Source organism: Acinetobacter sp. WCHAc060025 (assembly GCF_004209355.1).
Lineage (GTDB): Bacteria > Pseudomonadota > Gammaproteobacteria > Pseudomonadales > Moraxellaceae > Acinetobacter > Acinetobacter wuhouensis.
This window is the reverse complement of the sequence record NZ_SGSX01000003.1, coordinates 110,594-129,129: the sequence shown is the minus strand read 5'-3', so window position 1 is coordinate 129,129 and position 18,536 is coordinate 110,594. Positions and strand designations below refer to the sequence as shown.

Sequence of the window (18,536 nt, the reverse complement as noted above, 5' to 3'; positions counted from 1 at the left end):
TCTGTTTGAGGGAAATACTTTCTGCTAAGATAATTTGCACGATGACTCAAGAATAAAAAATGATGAAAAAACCTATTCCTATATTGCATTGTTTTTCTATGCTCATACTGATGTTTTTTGCTGAGTCACTCCATGCTCAACTGTATGAAATTAAGAATGGCTCAAAGTTGTATGATGTGCAAATCGAAACACAATATGCACTAGATCAGATGAGTGGTAAGGCGATAATTCATCTTTCTAAAAAGAATTCCAAGCAAGTTTTTCAGACATTCCATTCAGATGAGTTAACACTATCTTTTGACCAAAAGGCACAGCCTCAAGTCAACGTTGCTCAAATTTATGGTGAGCAAAGCGCAATTTTATTTGGTGATTTTAATTTTGACGGTACGCAAGATATTGCAATCAGTAATGGCAATTATGGTTCGTATGGTGGTCCTGTTTATGATATTTATGTTTTTAATCAGACCAAGGGTAATTTTATTTTAAGTGAAGAGCTTTCTGTTTTAACACAAGAAAATTTAGGGATGTTTGAGCTTGATCAAAAACGAAAGCGGTTGATGACCTTTAATAAAAGTGGCTGTTGTTATCACATCCGGTCGGAATATGAGGTCGTTCCAAATAAAGGTTTATTGCTTGTTCGTGAATTTATTGAAGCAGTGGTCACTGCGGGAGACAAAGTTGAAGTCACAGATCGGAACTTGGTGAAAGGGAGGTGGAGAGAGAAAACAAAATATTACCCTACAGAGCAGTATTATAAGTAATTTTAAGCATTCAAAATAAATGTATCGTGTGAATAGATATGATGATTTGGCTATAAAAAAAGCCCATCCAAAGATGAGCTATTTTATTAACACTGAATATTAGTGAGGAATGTGTTCTTCATCTTCAAATTCAGGTTTTACTTGGACAATAAAGTCTTGACGGTTTAGACCACGCCATAATGCAAATGCAGTACCGATATAGATCGAAGAGTATGTACCCACGAATACACCAATAAACATTGCCACTGAGAACCAGTGTAGACCATCACCACCGAGGAACATCATTGCAAGTACAACGAGTAATAATGTCATAGAGGTGTGAATCGTACGCTTTAAGGTTTCGGTTAATGCAATATTGACGATTTCTAATGGTGATGCACCACGAATCTTACGGAAGTTTTCACGGATACGGTCTGATACAACGATGTTATCGTTGAGTGAGAAACCGATTAACGCTAAAACAGCAGCTAAAACAGTAAGGTCAAATGGCCACTGCATCATTGCAAAAATACCAATGGTCACGATAACGTCATGCAATAATGAAAGTACAGCACCAACAGCGAGTTTAAATTCAAAGCGGATGGTCACATAGATCAGCATGAGCAACATCGCAAGCGCTACAGCACCCGCAGAACGTAAATACAGCTCATTACCCACTTGACCACCGACAGAGTCTACTTTGTGGACGACAGCAGGGTTATTTGGTAATTGAACTGCTTTAGTCAGTGAGTTGCTTAAGTCTTCAACTTTTAGATCTTGCGCAGGCATACGTACGATCAAATCTTTGTTCGAACCCAAAGTTTGCACCACAGCGTCTTTGAAACCTGCTTTGTCTAAAGTTTCAATCACATCATTTGGTTTCGCTGCATGTTGATAATTCAACTCAGCAGATACACCACCTGTAAAGTCTAAACCGAGATTCAAACCTTTGGTTGCAATAAAGAAGATACTTGCAATGGTCAAGAGAATAGAGATGATTGCCGCTGGTTTGGCAATCTTCATGAAATTAATTATACGCTCATCATCTGGACGACCATATTTTTTTGCAGGCGTATCTACTTTTGGTTGAGTCACATCAGTCATCATAGATCTCCTTATATGCTCAACTTCTTCAAGTTACGCTTTTTGCCATAAATCAATTGGACAATCGCACGTGTTACTGTAATCGCAGTAAACATCGAGCAGACAATACCAATCATGAGTGTTACAGCAAAGCCTTTGATCGGACCAGTACCGATTGCGAATAAGATAAACGCAACCAAGAATGTGGTTAAGTTGGAGTCGAGAATGGTGTTATATGCTCGATCATAACCAGCAATAATGGCTTGTTTGGGTGATGCACCCCAACGCATTTCTTCCCGTATTCGCTCACAGATCAAGACGTTGGCATCGACAGCCATACCAATGGTAATCACGATACCTGCGATACCTGGAAGGGTAAGCGAAGCGCCGATCCAAGACATGATAGTGAGGAGCATTGCCAAGTTAATCACCAAGGCAACATCGGCGATTAAACCAAATAGGCGGAAGAAAACGATCATCCAAATGGCAACAAGCAGGAAACCAACTTGAGTTGATAGAACACCTTTATCAATATTCTCTTGACCTAAACTCGGACCAACCACACGTTCTTCAACGAAGTACATCGGCGCAGCCAAAGCACCAGCACGAAGCATTAGTGCAAGTTCAGCCGCTTCTTGTGGAGAATCTAAGCCAGTGATACGGAATTGTGAACCAAGTACAGCTTGAATATTTGCCGCATTGATCACCACAGATTCAGTATAAGGCGTACGAACTTCTGTCATCGCACCTGTTACAGGGTCTGGAACAGAGCTAATTTTTTGTTTATTTTCAATAAACAAAACAGCCATACGTTTACCCACAGCAGTACGTGTCGCATCAGACATCAACTTACCGCCAGCGGTATCTAAAGTAATATTTACTTCAGCACCACCAGTGTCTTGGCTAAAGCCACTTGATGCATTTTGAACGCGTTCACCTGTAAGAATACGGTTACGATTCAAAAGGAGTTCACGACCGCTATCAAGTGATTCGTAAGCAAAAACTTCTGTTCCTGGTGGTAATGGCTGACCATTATATTTTCCAGAAAAACGGTCAATATATTGATCATTTAAATCAGAAACTAAGCGAAATTCTAAGTTTGCAGTACGACCTAAAACACGTTTTGCTTCGGCAGTATCTTGTACACCTGGAAGTTCAACGACAATACGGTTGCTACCTTGGCTCTGTACCAATGCTTCAGCAACACCTAACTCGTTAATACGGTTACGTAAAGTTGTTAAGTTTTGGTCAAGTGCGTAGGATTGAATTTCTTGCTTTGTTGCATCGTTATAAGTCAACTTCAGTGTTGAACCTGTATCAGTTGCTAAAGCTTGTTGCGTAAATTTATTGCCATCACGACGTAAGAAATCCATGACGGTTGCACGGTCATCGTTATTGGCAAACTGAATGGTAATCGTATTGTTATTTAATGACAGACTGTTAAATTTAAGCTTATTGTCACGAAACTCACGACGTAAATCGGTTGCAGAGGTTTCCATACGTTGTGCAATGGCTTTATCCATATCTACTTCAAGTAGGAAATGAACACCACCACGTAAGTCCAAACCAAGTTTCATTGGTTTAGCACCAATTTTTTGCAACCATTCAGGTGTCGTAGGTGCAAGGTTTAATGCAACGGTATAGTTTTCACCTAAGCCTTTGCTTAAAGCCTCTTTTGCTTTTAACTGAGCTTCAGACGTACTGAGACGGAGAAGGGCAGCATTATTCGTGAAGGTATTATCATGACTGCTAATATTGTCACTTTTTAAAATTTGCTCTGCTTTTTGTATCACCGACTGATCAATTACAGTACCAGCCTTGGCACCAGAAATTTGAACAGCAGGTTCATCAGGATACAAACTCGGCAGCGCGTATAATGTACTGATGACTAGTACAACTAGAATCAGTATATATTTCCATGCAGGGTAACGCATTCGCTTTCTTCTTAAAATGAAAAAGTCGTGCTAATTTGCACGACCGTTTTATGATTAAAGGTTATTTAATGTGCCTTCAGGCAGAACTGAAATGACACTCGCACGTTGAATTTTTACTTCATTTCCTTTATTCAATTCAACTACTGCAAAGTCACCTTCGATTTTTAGGATACGGCCCATTAAACCACCTGCAAATACGATTTCGCTACCCACACCTAAGCTTTCAATTAAAGTGCGGTGTTCTTTTGCACGTTTTGCTTGAGGGCGCCAGATGAGGAAATAGAAGATTGCGATAAATACAGCAATCATCAATAAGTTTGCCATCATGCCTGGACCTTGTGCAGGTGCTGCAGCAGCGTGAGCAGAAGAAATAAATAAGCTCATTTCAGTTTCCTAAAAGTTAAAAAATTCTACCATTTGCATGGTTTTTAAATTGAGTTGTTCTGCAATTTACCTTGTCTTGGGTTTCAGCGCAAATACTGTTGAATGAATATTCGATTCAACTTTATATTGGGGCATTAATCCTCAGGACAAGGTGGAACGTCTAAACCGCGACGTTGATAAAAATCTGTCACGTATTCATCAAATGTTCCATTGTCTAAAGCATCACGAATATCTTGGGTAAAACGTTGGTAATAGCGTAAGTTATGGATTGTTCCCAGCATTGAGCCGAGCATTTCGCCACATTTCTCTAAGTGGAATAAATATGCACGCGTAAAGTTGGTACAGGTATAACAATCACAATGTGGGTCAAGTGGACTTTGATCATGACGATATTGGCTGTTACGAATACGCACTAAGCCATCTGTAACAAAATAATGACCATTACGGGCATTACGTGTTGGCATTACGCAGTCGAACATATCCACACCACGACGAATTGCTTCCACGATGTCTTCTGGTTTACCTACACCCATCAAGTAACGAGGTTTATCTGCTGGCATTTTCTCAGGAAGGTAATCGAGTACTTTGATCATTTCCTCTTTAGGTTCACCAACCGATAAACCACCAATTGCAAAACCATCAAAATCAATTTCTTTTAAACCATTCAAAGATTCTTCACGAAGGTCTTCGTACATCCCACCTTGAATAATCCCAAATAAAGCATTTCTATTTTTTAACACATCATGGTGTTGGGTCTTACAACGTTTCGCCCAACGCAATGAGAGTTGAAGAGATTTTTGTGCTTCTTCATGCGTTGCTGGATAAGGCGTACACTCATCAAAAATCATCACAATATCTGAGTTCAATGTATGTTGAATATCCATTGAAATTTCAGGTGATAAGAATACTTTTGAACCATCAATCGGAGAACGGAAAGTAACACCTTCTTCTTTGATTTTACGCATTGCTCCCAAGCTAAATACTTGGAAACCGCCTGAATCAGTCAGAATCGGTTTTCCCCATTTCATAAACTCATGCAAACCGCCGTGTTCGCGGATCACATCTAAGCCTGGGCGCAAGTAAAGATGGAACGTATTCCCTAAAATAATCTGTGCTTTGATATCTTCAATATCACGTGGAAGCATACCTTTGACAGTACCGTAAGTCCCAACAGGCATGAACACAGGTGTTTCAATAACACCATGTTCTAAAGTTAAACGACCACGACGGGCACGCCCCGACTGACCTAATTTTTCAAACTTCATAGATGACCTAAAATCTGGCGAAAAGACAGTTCGCTGATTGATTGCTGCAAAAGGAGACTATTTTCCCTGATTTTAGGGTTGAATACCAGTTTTCTTCTTGATCATTTGTATTAAGTCAGTGATGGCAATGGTTTGAAATTTAACCAAAGCTGATTTTCTCTATGTAGATGAATTAGAGGTACATGTCATTCAGTATGTGAATGGCTGTATAAGGTCATTTTTTTTGAAGTAACATTTAACCCATAAAAATTGCCATACTTTATAAATCGACTGAGTACTTCATCTTCTTTTGAGATTCGCTACTATTTTATTTTGAGCTGTGTTCACATTTTTATTGTGTACTTATACGGTATAAAAATAATTAATCCTATCGAGTATTTCAGCTTTGTCTAGTGCAAGGGTTGGATCATTCATTGCTGCAATATTTTTAACCAGATCTTGAATATGGGTGTGAAGATCTGAAAATTTAGGTTCAAGTGTTAAAAGATAGGCTTGATGTGCAACGCTTAGGGAATCATAAGGTTCAAAGAGATTTACAAGCTGTGCAAGGTTAATGAGCTCATCTTTGTCGATTTGTCTGAGCTTTATTGATTTGATGGCAGGGTTTTCTTTTGAAATACGTATATGTGCCATAAATTCAAAAAGTAACGAACTGGACGGATTGAGCTGTTGGGCTGTGTCTAAGATGATATTTTTTTGAATAGGTGAATGAATAAGGAATAGTATACGACTTAGATCTAAATTATAAATTTTAGTGATAAATGAGATCGCCTGTTGATAGATTGAGATGAGTGAATCTAATTGTGTAAGATGAACTTGATCTGGAAAAACATGTTCAAATAAGTGCGTGATGAGTTGATCTGGGTGTATTTCTACTGCATGTGCAGATGTTGAGCTAAATTGATGTGGTGAATTACTTTTTTGACGATACTTCCACTGATTAAATGACCATTTATCTTTCTCCAGTAGATATTGATATTTGTTTTCAGTTTCATCAAAAATACTGGTTTCAGTCGAGATAAGGAAAGATTGGATGATAAAGGATTCATCAACTTCAATGACAAAAGCATATATATTTTGCTTTTTATATCGATAATAGAAGGCTTGAAAGGCATCAATAATATTGGCCTTGATTTGTTGTTCTTGTTCAAGTAGTTGATTACTCATAATATCTCTTTTGTATTTTATTCGTTAATGTTTTATAACCAAAGCTTATATGAATTAGATAAGCTTTGTTGTTTATTACAACCATATTGATGCTGCAAATATAAAAAAATATCTTGGTTATATTATTTAGATTTACTAAACGATATTCTAATTCTTTTTATCATGACATCAAGGTCTAAAGACATTGTATTGTTCACACGTAATTTAAAAATCAGTTTTAATTGAAATTTTTAATTATTTTATATCAGCTATACGATTGATTGCATTTTTATTTCAAGAAAAAGATAAAAAAGCCTTCTTTATATTTAAGTGAGAAGGCTGTGTATCTTGTATTGATTTTTATTGTGATCAATTCTGAAAATTAAAAATTCGGTTTGTAATCGAAGTTTTGCGTTACAACATTGTCCGAAAATGGGCGGATTGGTTGTTTTGCTAAAGTCATGGTGTTGATCATATTATTCGGGAAAATTTGGATAATATTATTAAACTCTTCCACATTGCGGTTAAAGATCGTGATCGCAGCACCGACATTTTCATTTTGTTCTTGGATGTCATCCATCATCTTGGCATAAAGTGTATCCGCTTTCAGTTCAGGATAGTTTTCCACCACTACATTTAAACTTTTCATGAAATCTTGGTTGAGCTTTTCCACATGTTGTAACTGTGAAACATCCGTATTTTTCAGATTCAAGTTTAAAATTTGTTGACGCAGTTCAGTGACTTTTTCAAGCGTTGATTTTTCAAATTGGGTGTATTGCGCCAAAGTCTGTTCTAAAGTTTCTAGTGTTTTTACTTTCTGGCGTTCAAAATTGGCAACTTCTGCCCATGCACGTTGGGTGGCATTGAAATAACGTACAATGTTATTTCTGACCATGATTGCCCAAATCGCAATAATGACAAAAATCCCAATAAATATGATTAGACCCATTCTGATTATTCCTTATGATTTATAAAACGGATAACGTCTGAAACTGAATTTTATGCGATTAAGTTTAACATGCACTGTTTGAATTTTTCATATTCAGGCATGGTTAAAGTGCGTAAATGTCCTCGAAGTGCGGAAATATCTTGAATTTTCTGCTTTCTTCGCATGATCCTAAACAAGTTTTGATCTCCGATATAGCACAGCATATTTTCTTCATAATGATAAACAACATCACCCGAATATTGTTGGAAAAAATCACTTAGTTTTAGTGTGATGCTTGGGCTGATGGTACGTGCCAATTGGTGTTGATCATAGCCAAAAATATGTAGGTTTTGATTGACCATGATGTCCGCAGTTTTCCATGTCTGTGTATAGGGCGGAATAAATTCATCATGCTTATTGCTGGCAGCGAAACCGAGTGCAGGCATTTGAAAGATAAACGCGCCCCATTGATCTTTGTGTAATTCAGTGATTTTCTGCTTTTCACCTTGCGTATTTGGGAGTGAAAACTCATCGACATAGTGGTAATGAAACAGCATGACATGATGTTCTTGCTCTCCATCAAACCAAGTTGTTGAGGCGAATCGTTCGATTTCGTTAGAGACATTGCCTTGTGAAAATAACGGAAAATTTTGTTTCAAACGACTCATTACGAGCATTGAATTGCTTGTTGCTGAAATATGATTTGGCGTTTTATTAAAATGTAGGTCATAACGTAACAGCATGATGCGTTGTTCAAGAAAATCAATCACTTCATCGATTGGATCGCTTTCCTCATAAATTAAATAAGCAACAAAGCAACACAGACATCCAGCCAAAAAGGTCAATGGATAGGGGAAGTAATGATGGATCACCCAACCAAAAATGATAATGCCGATCCCGCTGATAAAAAGAAAACGAGGAATGACATTGTAAAAAAATAGATCTTTACTTTCGCCCCACGGATGTAAGCCATCTAAAATATCTTGTGCAGACTGAGCTTGTTGTCCGATTTCCCACAGTCGCGCGATATTACGCATCACGTGTTGATTTTTTTTCGTTCGGATATGAAGCAATCGTTCAACTGTTTTTATGGGCATATCAGCAGGTCATTATTCAAAATTGAAGCAAGTTTAAAAGGTATTTTCCTTAATGAATTATGCGTTAATTTTTTGTTCGGAACAAAGTAAATTATTCATCATAAAGATTTTATTTGAGTCTAGCTTTGATTCATTGAGATTGAATTTCTTTTAAAATGGTGAACATGGATTGTCGCAGTTGCTCGTACTCAGGCATTGTTGTTGTTTCGAGTTGAGTGACGAGGTCATGTACTGTATCAATTCGATCAAATTCCATTTGTGCTTTTATAACATCCTTATTGAATAGCCAACATAGCGATGGGCGATCGGCTTGAATATAAAAATCACCCTTAAAATATTCCATAGCTTGATCAAGCATGAGCACATGTGTCGGTGTGAAAAATTTTGCCAATTGCATTTCATTGGTACCGCTCAGTTGATAATTGTCATCAAAACGAATATCACCACTTGACCATTTAGTCCCGAGTCGACAGACTCTTTTCTGCTTTGAAGCGATGCTGATGCCTTGTGTAGGAAAGTTTTCAAGGATAATGCCCCATAAGTCATAGTGACGATATTCTGTTTTACTATCCCCATCAGAATCTTTTGTTTCAACTTCATCGACATAGTGATAGTTAAACAACATATAGGGGTATTCAATATCATTTACTCGCCAAAGACCATAAATACAATTGCGAATCTCATTTTCATGGTCACCTAAATCAAATAGGGGAAAGTTATAAGGAGACTCAATGATTTGGTTTTCATCATTGTAATTAAAGTTAAGTTGATATTTTTCTTCGAGATTGCGCTGTTGTATATAGCCAATCATTTGATCTAAAGCTTTGGTTGAGGTTCTTTTGTAGAAGGCAAATGCAATGCTTAAAATAGTCGCGAGAAGAAAAATAGGATGAAAGGCAATCGCCAGTAAAACACAGCAAATTCCGATGCTGATAAATAGCCAAAAAGTATAGTTTTGAATGCTTAAACTTGGATCATCTTTCCAATTTTTTAACTGTTCGAGTTGTTGTGTAAAGCTTTGATTTGAGTTGAGTATATTATTAATTAAATTGATATTATTTTGAGTTTGACCATTATTTTCATGTTGTTGACCAAATGCATTTTGAATTTTTGTTATGAGATCATTCATCGGTATTCATTATTTTATCGAGATGCTATTTTGTGATTTTAACGACAAAATGTATTTAAAAGCAAAATATCGTTCTTATTCATTTCGCATTTACTGTAGTTCAGTGATTAACTTTTGCATGGTATTGGTGAGTTTTTCAAGGTTAGGCATTTGTATCAATTCTAATTGTTCTGCAAACTCAGTGACGGTTGATGGATAAAGTTGTTTGTTTTCACAATGGAAAATATTTTCTTCAAAGAGCCAGCATAAAGTCGATGTTTGCGGGTCGATATAAAAATCACCCTGATACGCTTTTAACGCAGTTTCTAGATGTAAGAGATTGGAGGGTTTAAAGAATTTAGCGAGCCAAATTTCAGAAAAACCGCTGAGTTGATAGCGCTGATCAAAATGAATATCGCCACTTGACCATTTGATTCCAAGACGACAATTTTTCTTTTGATTTGTTGAAATACTTACACCACGTGCAGGAAAGTTTTTGATCATAATTCCAAATAAATCAAAAGAATATGCTTTGCGTTCTAATGTACCTTTATCATTGAGCTTGGTCGTGGTTTTGAGATAATGGTAATTAAAAATCATGAATGGAAATGTCTGATCTTCAATGCACCATTGTCCATACATTTTATTTCTAACTGTATTTTGTTGATCGCCAAGTTCAAAAAGCGGAAAAGATTCAATTGGAAATACAGGATTGGTTTGGTCGACCTGATGTTTGCGCAGGTTGTATTTATTTTGAAGATAGAAATCTTGCATAGCATGGATAAGCTCACTATTCGGGTTAGAAAACTTAATATGTGGTATGCCTAATCCTAAAAGCAGTAGAGTTAAAATGAAAAAAGTGAAATGGATTGTGAATACAGGGATTAAACTCAGTAAGGCTAAACAGAAATAAGAGAAAAAAATTAAATTTTGGTATTGTAAATTTTGCTCACCTTGCCAGTATTTTAACCGAAATAGTAACTGATGATGATCTTCAACTTGGGGTAACAATTTATTGAGTTCTTCAAGATTAAGATCAACCACATGATTATGAGCAATTTGATTGTTATAGCTTTGTTTTAACCTGCTTAATATGTTGTTAGGCATACTTATTGTCTTTTAAATGAGTGAATTAAAGTTGTTGTTTTAAAGTGCGATAGTCAGGAGTTGATGAATGCAAGTTAAATTATCAGCTGACCTTTTAAAGAAAGGGAATTCGCCAAGACAAATTCCCTTCATATTTTTAATTCGCTTTTTCAATCAGCATTGCATCGCCATAACTAAAGAAACGGTATCTGCTTTCTACAGCATGTTGATAGGCATTGAGAATATTGTCACGACTCGACAAGGCTGAAACAAGCATGAGTAGGGTAGATTCTGGTAAATGGAAGTTAGTGATCAAACGATCGACTACACAAAATTCATAGCCTGGATAGATGAAAATTTGAGTATCTCCAGTCCAAGCACCAATTTTCCCACCGCATGCTTGCGCTGCGCTTTCTGTGGCACGTGTTGCAGTTGTACCAACAGCGATGACTTTATTGCCACGTGCTTTAGTTTCAGCAATCAATTGAGCAGCTTCTTCAGTGACTTCACACCATTCGCTGTGCATGATGTGATTTTCAATATTATCGGTACGAACAGGTAAGAATGTACCTGCACCGACATGTAAAGTCACAAAGGTTTTCTTCACACCTTTTTGTTCAAGTTTTTTTAGCAAGTCTTCATCAAAGTGTAGGCTTGCAGTTGGTGCGGCAACACTGGCTAGCTTTGTTGGATCATTAAAAACAGTTTGATAACGTTCAGTATCAACTGCTTCAGCTTCACGATTGAAATATGGTGGAATTGGAAGCTGACCATAAGCATCTAGCACTTGTAAAATCGGTTGTGAAAACTCAACGATGTATAAATTTTCATGACGACCTGTCACCGTCACTTTGACTTCATCTGAACCAATGAAAAGTTCAGCGCCTGCCTTCGGTGAGTTACTGGCTTTGATATGACAATGTGCAGTGGTTTGATCAAAAATACGTTCAACTAAAACTTCAATAGCACCACCAGAAGCTCGTTTGCCTTTTAAACGTGCTTTCATGACTTTGGTGTCATTTAACACCATCAAATCACCTTCTTGGAATAGATCTAAAATATCAGTGAAATGAAGATCTTGATATGTTCCATCGGCATTTAAATGGAGTAGGCGAGAAGCGCTACGTGTTTCAAGTGGATAGCGGGCAATAAGTTCGTCTGGGAGTTCAAAATTAAAATCGGTGAGTTGCATCATGGGGAGTAAAAACTGGTATGTGAGATTTAAAAACTGTAACTAGTATAGTCTTTTTTCAAAATAATCGCTGAAATTGGTGCTTTATAATCCAAAAAAACACGATATGTTTGTATTTTAAGCAAATGTGAAAACTTGTCGTTGACAAGAAAATGAAAAACGCTATTATAGCCACACAACCTCTCCCGAGGTGGTGAAATTGGTAGACGCGGTGGACTCAAAATCCACTGTCAGCGATGACGTGTCGGTTCGAGTCCGACCCTCGGGACCACTTACTTAAGTTGGTATGATGCTGAATGAGTACATACAATTAAAAATCAAATAGTTAGAAAGAAAACAAGAGCCTATATGGCTCTTTTTGCGTTTATATGGTTTTAATTAATAAGTCCCTGTATAAGTCCCTAATAGAAAGGGTAGAAGAATTTAGGGACTTGTCATGGCTAAACCAATTCCAAAACTTTACGTAACACAAATCGAATCGGCTAAACCTAAGGCAAAAGAGTTTCGACTTTATGCGGGTGATGGGCTTTATGTATTAATTCGTCCATCTGGTACCAAAACATGGCAATTTAAATACAATAACTTTGAAGGTAAGGCTCGAAAAATTACAATCGGAACTTTCCCCTTTATTTCACTAAAGCAGGCGGATGATATAGCAAGACAATATCGTCAATTGTTAAGCGATGGGATTGATCCGCAAGAACGTGCAAAGGGTAAGAAACTTGTAACGTCATCGGACAACACACTCGAAAATATTACTCGTAGGTGGTTTGAAGTTTATGCCCTAAAAAAAGAGTTATCGAACGATACTAAGCACAAACGTATGCGTAAGTTTGAGAATCATTTGTTTCCTCGATTGGGTTCTTTTGAAATTACATCCTTGGATTTAAAAAAGTTAAGTGATGCACTTGAGGAAATTTACTTTCAATCAGCGGATAATGCTCAGCGTATTAGAGCGGATTTAATCCTTATTTTTAATTATGCGGTTTTACAGGGCATTTTAACCGTGAATCAAGCAAGAGAGCTTGATAGTTTGGACTTGTCTGCAAAAGTAAAACATAGACCATCATTCCGTAGATTTGAAGAATTACCCATTTTAATTAATCGTATTAAGAATGATACAGGTGAACCATTAACGAAGCTCTTTTTGCAACTTACCTTGCATATCTTTGTAAGGTCATCCGAATTAAGATTTGCTCGATGGTCGGAAATTAATTTAAAAAAGCGTGAATGGGTTATTCCTGCAAAACGACTAAAAATCGCAACTGCTAAGTTTTCTGAGCGTGGTGCTAAGATGAGGGATTCACATATTGTGCCTCTGTCTGATCAAGTAGTGAGTTTGCTGATGCAGATTAGGCAGTACAGTGGCGGTACAGAATTTCTGTTTCCAAGTCAGTCGGGAAATGCTGTTTTTCTAAGTGAAACAACACCTAATAATGCATTGCGTCGAATGGGTTACGATACTAAGAGCGATATTTGCTTACATGGGTTTAGAACAATTGCTCGCTCTGCTTTATCAGAGTGTGGTTTATTTCAGCGTGATGCCATAGAAAAGCAAATGAGTCATGAAGAGCGTAATAAAGTGGTGGGAGCTTATACCCACATGGCTCAGTTCATGGAAGAACGACGATTGGTGATGAATTGGTGGAGTAGTTATCTTGAATATTTAGAGGTGAAAAGCTATGTATCTCCATATCAATTTGCTCATAGGCAAGAAAAGGGTAATTATTTAAGATCAGCGTAAAATAAAAGCCCATACTTTAAGTATGGGCTTTTGACATTACACGATTTGCTGTTTAATTGCAGTTGCTAAATATTTAGCAAAAGTCACGGGAACTGCATTGCCGACCATTTTATAACCATCGGCAACAGAGGTGTAATCAAAAATGAAGTCATCTGGGAATGTTTGTACTCGAGCGCACTCTCTGACACTCATTCGTCTATATTTGTCTTCATATCCTTTGGCAAATTCAAATTTGTCTTTTCCAACATTAACCATTCTTGGCGCTTGAGGATGAATGGGGGCATGACGTCCGCCTGCTTGGATTGTAAAGGATGGTTCATCCCAAGTACGGACACGATTTCGTGACATGAACATAGATGAAAAACCGCCAGTCATATATTCATGGTTTGGAAATTTGACTTCGGGGTTAGTCTTTTGTGTTGAAATAGCAGGTACAGCATTATCTACTAGGTCAGAAATAGAGTCTCTTAAAGTGTGGACAACTTTAGGAGCTTCAGGAAATACAAATTTTTTATTTAGACTTTCGTGGAAACCTACGATAATTACACGTTTTCGGTCTTGCGGTACATCGAAGTCGCAGGCATTAAGAAGTTTATAAGAAATTACATACCCTGCTTCTTCAAACATTTCAATTATATTTTGAAAAGCTGTTTCATGACGTTTATGCAAGATTCCAGAAACATTCTCGGCTAAAAAAAACTTTGGCTTTTTCGCTTTAAGTAAGCGGATGTATTCATGGAAAAGTTTTCCACGTGCATCTTCTATGCCTCGTTTGGCACCAGCCTCACTCCAGCTTTGACAAGGAGGACCACCAATGATTCCATCAACGTCAGGAATAGCATCATCTTCTACATCGACAATACTACGGGTGTCTAACTCCGCTTCAGGAAAATTTGCGTGATGTGTTGGATAGACTGTTTTGTCATATTCATTAGACCAAACGATGTTGAAGCCTGCTTGTTTAAAACCAAGGTCTAAACCTCCACAACCAGCAAACAATGTTGCAACTTTCATCTAAATAAGCTCACTACTACAGCATCAATATTTTTTGCTGGATTATCTGGGTTGCAGATTTTAACATTTTTTTTATTTATTACCTCGCTATGTTCTTCTATTAAGTGGTCAAGAACTATCCTGTCTTCCTCGGGGAAAGTGTCAAACTTTTTCTTTGAAACAATTAAATGCGCAAAAAAAGGAGATTTCGTGTTCAGCTCTAAATATTCAAATACTGTTATCGGTTGGTCAATTAGCCACATCCCTCTTACTCTTAAGTCGGTAATATTTAGGGGATCAACATTATTAATTCTCGCTATTTCCCTAGTCGGAGCTAAATCTATTCCTAAGCTTTCGATTGCTTCGGTAATGGTTGATTTAATACTTGAATAAGTCTCTGCTGATGCTGCATAGCACTCGCCATACACAAACCACAGTGAACATAACTGCTTACCTTTGACCGTTCCAATGATGTATAGCATGTCTTTTTGTTGCCACTGTTCTTCTAGTGGTAAGTCGCCATCTTCCTCACAATTTCGACACTCTTCCTTAATTAAAGGGTCGTTTCGGAGTAAAAATTGTTTAGGTGCAGAACTATTTAATTGCAAAGGATTTGCTTTTGTATCACTTTTTGGCTTTTTTAGACGCTTTTTTTGGGAATTTTCATCTTTTGGAATTTTCCCTTGAACCTTTTTTACCTCGATTGCATCCCCCTTTTTTAATACGAGATCAGGTGGATGATTTTTTGAACCTAAGTATGAAAAAACCTCTTGATATTTTCTAATAGGATTTGGGTCATTGATGGAATCTGAATAAAGGTCTTTTACGAATTTTTCTAAGGCATCTCCAACTTGGTTTACCCGATTTGTAACATTGTAGTCTTCGTTGAATTCTTCTATTACTGTATTAAAAAGCCGATTAAAAGCTTGGAGTGTATTTGACATATCTTTGAAATTTAATAATGAATTAGGTAAATATTACGACTCTAAATATTTTAATCAAGGATGTTAGTGAATTCTAAACAGAAAGATGAATTTGCTCCGCATGGTTTACTTAATCGGAACGTTCCGAACAACAGGTTAAACAGTGAGCTTTCAATGTTCCGCATGGTTGAAAATTTAATTCGGAACATGCATTATTGCAACTTCTAGAACATGCGGAACGGTTTTGTTTCAAGCGAGAAAATAACATGGCACATGTAGCGTACATTCGAGTAAGTACTCTCGAGCAAAACACAGACCGTCAATTAGATGGCATCGCACTCGATAAGCAATTTGAAGACAAGGCAAGCGGTAAGGATACCCAGCGCCCACAACTTCAAGCAATGCTCGAATACGTGAGAGAAGGCGATACGGTACATGTTCATTCGATTGACCGCTTGGGACGTTCATTGACCGACCTAAAAGACCTATTGAAGCAACTCAATGCAAAGGGTGTCACTGTTAAATTTCACAAAGAGAACTTGGAATTTTCGGCAGGTAAAGCAAACCCAATGCAAGACCTAATGTTCAACATGTTGGCGTCATTCGCTGAATTTGAACGTGCCATCATCAAGGAAAGACAAATGGAAGGCATTGCGAAAGCAAAAGAAAAAGGCGTTTACAACAAGGATAAACGTAAGAAAGTGGCTTATGCACAGCTAAACAAAGCGATTGAAGACGGTATGTCATATCGTGCAGTTGCTAAACAGTTTGGCGTTGGTGTTGGTACGGTAGATCGTGCCGTTAAAGCACATAAAGAAGATAGCACTTACATCATGGGTGCCTAATAGAGGTCACAAGGACAAAGCAATGCAACGGACAGCAAAGCAAACTTTTAAAATTAACGATGCAGCGAGATACCTACGCCATGCATTACCTGAAAAAGATCATCGAGCATGGTGGGGTTATCTCAAGTGGAATCCAAAGCGCTGGGAACAGCAAGACGGCATCCGCATTAACTTCACCGAGATTGAAGGCAAGGCAATCTACGCAAGATCGGAGCTAGACAGCTTCATCGGCACATACACAGCAAATACAGCAAACTAATTGAGGAGTAGAGCATGGACGCTCAAAAACAACGCTTAAATGCGCTCAGCGCAGTTTTAGCAACAACACTAAGCAAACCAACCAAGACCGAAGCTGTTTGGGTCACAGCGAGTAATGACGGCTACAAGGTGGCATTCGATTCCAACAGCGGTACAGAAACCGCCGTGTTCAGCCTAACCAAAGAGCAAGTGACAGGGCTAGTGCAAGATGTATTGGGCTTGGACTACAACTTGCTTGAGTGAGCAAAGTTCGACACTTTAGGATTTGTAGGTAACAAAAAAAGGAAGTGTGACAACACTTCCTTTTTCTACATTAAGACAGTCGGCAAACTGATAATGATGATCAACGAACTGGTGTCATTTTAGCAGAATTTGCCAAAACTAAAAATGGGTAAGCAATGGAAATTCAACAATATATGTCACCTAAAGAGCGTGACGAATTGGAAAAAGCAACCACAGAATTAGATGAGTTTGTAGCTAACTTTTTGGCATCTGAAACCGAACCAAAGCCTGAGCGTGTCATTGCTTGGGCTGACATTGAGATAGAGGATGACTTGCCTACTGCGGTAAAGTTCGATACTTCATTTCAAACCGCTTGTGATGTTTTGGATGAGTATGCCAATCGCAAAAGCGTTAAAGAGTCGCTTGCCGAAGCTCGCAAGGTAGAAGCTAAAGCAACAGATATTAACTGTTTCGATTTGAAGCCTGAGTTCAACAATCCCGCTCTGAACCAACATTTTAAAATTGAGAAACCAACGATCACAGCGGTTATTGATTGGCTTAGATTGGAGATCATTGTCAGTAAGGCATACAAGTTTAAACGTCCAACTCAGCCGTACAATGACATTAAAGATTTCCTAAAAGCAGAAGGAATTAACGAAAATCCTTATGTGAAACAGGCAAGCAGTTGTAAGTTTGAAATTGATTTTCATGACGTTAAAAATGGTAAAGAGTATGCCGAAACTCTTAAAAAGCTACGTGATGAATATGAGCCAATCTCACTTAAAGTTGCTACGCTTGAAGTGTCAATCGACTTTTGGAATCTATCCACAGGTGCATTTTTATTGGCTTTGCAAAAGTCGGTAAAGATTACAGAACTCTTTGAAAACACAGACCTGAGAATCTACAACGACGATGGCGGTAAGGTTATGCCACGTACAGCTACTAATGCAATGAAGCACGTGCATGATGGGAAAACCATTGGCATTGGTCATAAGAACAAAGGTAGCGTGTACATACGCATCTATTTCAAGACGATGGACAAAGGATTGGATTTGCCGAAAGATCAGCACCGTACACGGATTGAAATTAATGTACGTGATGAGACACTTGCAAGCATGGGTAATGATGCAGACAATTTAAAGCACTTGGTGAATGAAAGTTTTAAGCTACTAAAATTCACACGATTGGCTGACACCGCCACAGTGAAGCAGACAGCGGAATACAGAAGCAACGTGGAATTGTTTGGTAAAGAAATTAGCGTGATTAGCAAGAGCCGAAACAGACGAAAGCACCCTGATCACATTGAAACACATACCGAGTTTAACAAGTTAGTTTCAAAAGCCGTAAGCAATTTTCTACGTGGTTTTTAATTCGTAAATTTTACCTCAAAACTTCACTTAACCACCTCAAGTGAAAATTAGTACCAAAGCCTTTAACCGTATGGTTTAGGCTGTGGTCGGCGTAGCTTGAGCTTTCAAACGTTTCTTAATAACTGTACGAAGTACCTACGCAGTGAGGTACTGACTACACCACCAACGAAGTTAAGGATTAACGAGAGGATGAGCGACAGCGAGTCCGAATGTAAAAA

Annotated in this window: 18 protein-coding genes and 1 tRNA gene; 7 read left to right on the top strand and 12 right to left on the bottom strand. The window is 37.8% G+C overall.

Going from position 1 to position 18,536, the window contains the following annotated elements:
* Nucleotides 1-59: 59 nt before the first annotated feature.
* The gene (locus tag EXE09_RS03450; RefSeq protein WP_130116356.1) at nt 60-761 is read left to right on the top strand and encodes an FG-GAP repeat protein; all 702 of its coding nucleotides are present in this window, start codon (nt 60-62) and stop codon (nt 759-761) included.
* Between the two features lie 99 nt (nt 762-860).
* On the opposite strand, the gene secF is transcribed toward EXE09_RS03450, so the two are convergent.
* From secF to queA, 10 genes are all read right to left on the bottom strand, one after another.
* Entirely contained in the window at nt 861-1,847 is a 987-nt protein-coding gene (gene secF, locus EXE09_RS03445; RefSeq protein ID WP_087552419.1) for a protein translocase subunit SecF, read from the bottom strand.
* Nucleotides 1,848-1,855: 8 nt separating this feature from the next.
* On the bottom strand, nt 1,856-3,757 hold the full coding sequence (gene secD, locus EXE09_RS03440; protein WP_068973104.1) for a protein translocase subunit SecD: 1,902 nt from the start codon (nt 3,755-3,757) through the stop codon (nt 1,856-1,858).
* Between the two features lie 54 nt (nt 3,758-3,811).
* On the bottom strand, nt 3,812-4,141 hold the full coding sequence (yajC, locus tag EXE09_RS03435; protein ID WP_068973105.1) for a preprotein translocase subunit YajC: 330 nt from the start codon (nt 4,139-4,141) through the stop codon (nt 3,812-3,814).
* 134 nt (nt 4,142-4,275) lie between these two features.
* Nucleotides 4,276-5,406, bottom strand: a complete 1,131-nt coding sequence (gene tgt / locus EXE09_RS03430) for a tRNA guanosine(34) transglycosylase Tgt (protein WP_087552420.1) — start codon at nt 5,404-5,406, stop codon at nt 4,276-4,278.
* Between the two features lie 342 nt (nt 5,407-5,748).
* Entirely contained in the window at nt 5,749-6,573 is an 825-nt protein-coding gene (locus tag EXE09_RS03425) for a hypothetical protein (RefSeq protein ID WP_130116355.1), read from the bottom strand.
* Between the two features lie 361 nt (nt 6,574-6,934).
* Nucleotides 6,935-7,501, bottom strand: coding sequence for a LemA family protein (locus EXE09_RS03420; protein ID WP_130116354.1), 567 nt, complete (start codon nt 7,499-7,501; stop codon nt 6,935-6,937).
* Between the two features lie 50 nt (nt 7,502-7,551).
* Entirely contained in the window at nt 7,552-8,577 is a 1,026-nt protein-coding gene (locus tag EXE09_RS03415; protein ID WP_130116353.1) for a hypothetical protein, read from the bottom strand.
* 130 nt (nt 8,578-8,707) lie between these two features.
* Nucleotides 8,708-9,706, bottom strand: a complete 999-nt coding sequence (locus tag EXE09_RS03410) for a hypothetical protein (RefSeq protein WP_068973109.1) — start codon at nt 9,704-9,706, stop codon at nt 8,708-8,710.
* A 90-nt stretch (nt 9,707-9,796) separates the two neighbouring features.
* Entirely contained in the window at nt 9,797-10,792 is a 996-nt protein-coding gene (locus tag EXE09_RS03405) for a hypothetical protein (protein ID WP_068973110.1), read from the bottom strand.
* A 136-nt stretch (nt 10,793-10,928) separates the two neighbouring features.
* On the bottom strand, nt 10,929-11,963 hold the full coding sequence (gene queA, locus EXE09_RS03400; protein WP_130116426.1) for a tRNA preQ1(34) S-adenosylmethionine ribosyltransferase-isomerase QueA: 1,035 nt from the start codon (nt 11,961-11,963) through the stop codon (nt 10,929-10,931).
* Nucleotides 11,964-12,147: 184 nt separating this feature from the next.
* Between queA and EXE09_RS03395 the strand changes: the two genes are divergently transcribed.
* Both EXE09_RS03395 and EXE09_RS03390 read left to right on the top strand, forming a co-directional pair.
* A tRNA-Leu gene (locus EXE09_RS03395) sits at nt 12,148-12,234 on the top strand.
* Between the two features lie 165 nt (nt 12,235-12,399).
* The gene (locus tag EXE09_RS03390; protein WP_130116352.1) at nt 12,400-13,707 is read left to right on the top strand and encodes a tyrosine-type recombinase/integrase; all 1,308 of its coding nucleotides are present in this window, start codon (nt 12,400-12,402) and stop codon (nt 13,705-13,707) included.
* 36 nt (nt 13,708-13,743) lie between these two features.
* Here EXE09_RS03390 and EXE09_RS03385 read toward each other — a convergent pair whose 3' ends face one another.
* Nucleotides 13,744-14,721: a DNA cytosine methyltransferase gene (locus EXE09_RS03385; RefSeq protein ID WP_130116351.1), complete on the bottom strand. Its 978-nt coding sequence runs from the start codon at nt 14,719-14,721 to the stop codon at nt 13,744-13,746.
* Entirely contained in the window at nt 14,718-15,644 is a 927-nt protein-coding gene (locus EXE09_RS03380) for an NgoPII family restriction endonuclease (RefSeq protein ID WP_130116350.1), read from the bottom strand. The genes EXE09_RS03385 and EXE09_RS03380 overlap by 4 nt, the downstream gene beginning before the upstream one ends.
* Before the next feature lie 245 nt (nt 15,645-15,889).
* Here EXE09_RS03380 and EXE09_RS03375 point away from each other — a divergent pair, with 245 nt between their 5' ends.
* The 4 genes from EXE09_RS03375 (at nt 15,890) to EXE09_RS03360 (ending at nt 18,318) form a co-directional block, all read left to right on the top strand.
* Complete coding sequence (locus tag EXE09_RS03375) at nt 15,890-16,468, top strand: recombinase family protein (RefSeq protein WP_130116349.1); 579 nt, start codon at nt 15,890-15,892, stop codon at nt 16,466-16,468.
* A gap of 22 nt (nt 16,469-16,490) precedes the next feature.
* Nucleotides 16,491-16,727, top strand: coding sequence for a hypothetical protein (locus EXE09_RS03370; protein WP_130116348.1), 237 nt, complete (start codon nt 16,491-16,493; stop codon nt 16,725-16,727).
* Nucleotides 16,728-16,741: 14 nt separating this feature from the next.
* Nucleotides 16,742-16,969 (top strand): hypothetical protein, encoded by a 228-nt coding sequence (locus EXE09_RS03365; RefSeq protein ID WP_130116347.1) that lies wholly within the window; start codon nt 16,742-16,744, stop codon nt 16,967-16,969.
* A 155-nt stretch (nt 16,970-17,124) separates the two neighbouring features.
* The gene (locus tag EXE09_RS03360) at nt 17,125-18,318 is read left to right on the top strand and encodes a hypothetical protein (RefSeq protein ID WP_130116346.1); all 1,194 of its coding nucleotides are present in this window, start codon (nt 17,125-17,127) and stop codon (nt 18,316-18,318) included.
* The last annotated feature ends 218 nt before the right edge of the window (nt 18,319-18,536 follow it).

What these genes read in the sequence shown, in the direction of transcription:
- EXE09_RS03450 (WP_130116356.1), top strand. Translation starts at nt 60, where the DNA reads ATGATGAAAAAACCTATTCCTATATTGCATTGTTTTTCTATGCTCATA.
- secF (WP_087552419.1), bottom strand. Translation starts at nt 1,847, where the DNA reads ATGATGACTGATGTGACTCAACCAAAAGTAGATACGCCTGCAAAAAAA.
- secD (WP_068973104.1), bottom strand. Translation starts at nt 3,757, where the DNA reads ATGCGTTACCCTGCATGGAAATATATACTGATTCTAGTTGTACTAGTC.
- yajC (WP_068973105.1), bottom strand. Translation starts at nt 4,141, where the DNA reads ATGAGCTTATTTATTTCTTCTGCTCACGCTGCTGCAGCACCTGCACAA.
- tgt (WP_087552420.1), bottom strand. Translation starts at nt 5,406, where the DNA reads ATGAAGTTTGAAAAATTAGGTCAGTCGGGGCGTGCCCGTCGTGGTCGT.
- EXE09_RS03425 (WP_130116355.1), bottom strand. Translation starts at nt 6,573, where the DNA reads ATGAGTAATCAACTACTTGAACAAGAACAACAAATCAAGGCCAATATT.
- EXE09_RS03420 (WP_130116354.1), bottom strand. Translation starts at nt 7,501, where the DNA reads ATGGGTCTAATCATATTTATTGGGATTTTTGTCATTATTGCGATTTGG.
- EXE09_RS03415 (WP_130116353.1), bottom strand. Translation starts at nt 8,577, where the DNA reads ATGCCCATAAAAACAGTTGAACGATTGCTTCATATCCGAACGAAAAAA.
- EXE09_RS03410 (WP_068973109.1), bottom strand. Translation starts at nt 9,706, where the DNA reads ATGAATGATCTCATAACAAAAATTCAAAATGCATTTGGTCAACAACAT.
- EXE09_RS03405 (WP_068973110.1), bottom strand. Translation starts at nt 10,792, where the DNA reads ATGCCTAACAACATATTAAGCAGGTTAAAACAAAGCTATAACAATCAA.
- queA (WP_130116426.1), bottom strand. Translation starts at nt 11,963, where the DNA reads ATGCAACTCACCGATTTTAATTTTGAACTCCCAGACGAACTTATTGCC.
- EXE09_RS03390 (WP_130116352.1), top strand. Translation starts at nt 12,400, where the DNA reads ATGGCTAAACCAATTCCAAAACTTTACGTAACACAAATCGAATCGGCT.
- EXE09_RS03385 (WP_130116351.1), bottom strand. Translation starts at nt 14,721, where the DNA reads ATGAAAGTTGCAACATTGTTTGCTGGTTGTGGAGGTTTAGACCTTGGT.
- EXE09_RS03380 (WP_130116350.1), bottom strand. Translation starts at nt 15,644, where the DNA reads ATGTCAAATACACTCCAAGCTTTTAATCGGCTTTTTAATACAGTAATA.
- EXE09_RS03375 (WP_130116349.1), top strand. Translation starts at nt 15,890, where the DNA reads ATGGCACATGTAGCGTACATTCGAGTAAGTACTCTCGAGCAAAACACA.
- EXE09_RS03370 (WP_130116348.1), top strand. Translation starts at nt 16,491, where the DNA reads ATGCAACGGACAGCAAAGCAAACTTTTAAAATTAACGATGCAGCGAGA.
- EXE09_RS03365 (WP_130116347.1), top strand. Translation starts at nt 16,742, where the DNA reads ATGGACGCTCAAAAACAACGCTTAAATGCGCTCAGCGCAGTTTTAGCA.
- EXE09_RS03360 (WP_130116346.1), top strand. Translation starts at nt 17,125, where the DNA reads ATGGAAATTCAACAATATATGTCACCTAAAGAGCGTGACGAATTGGAA.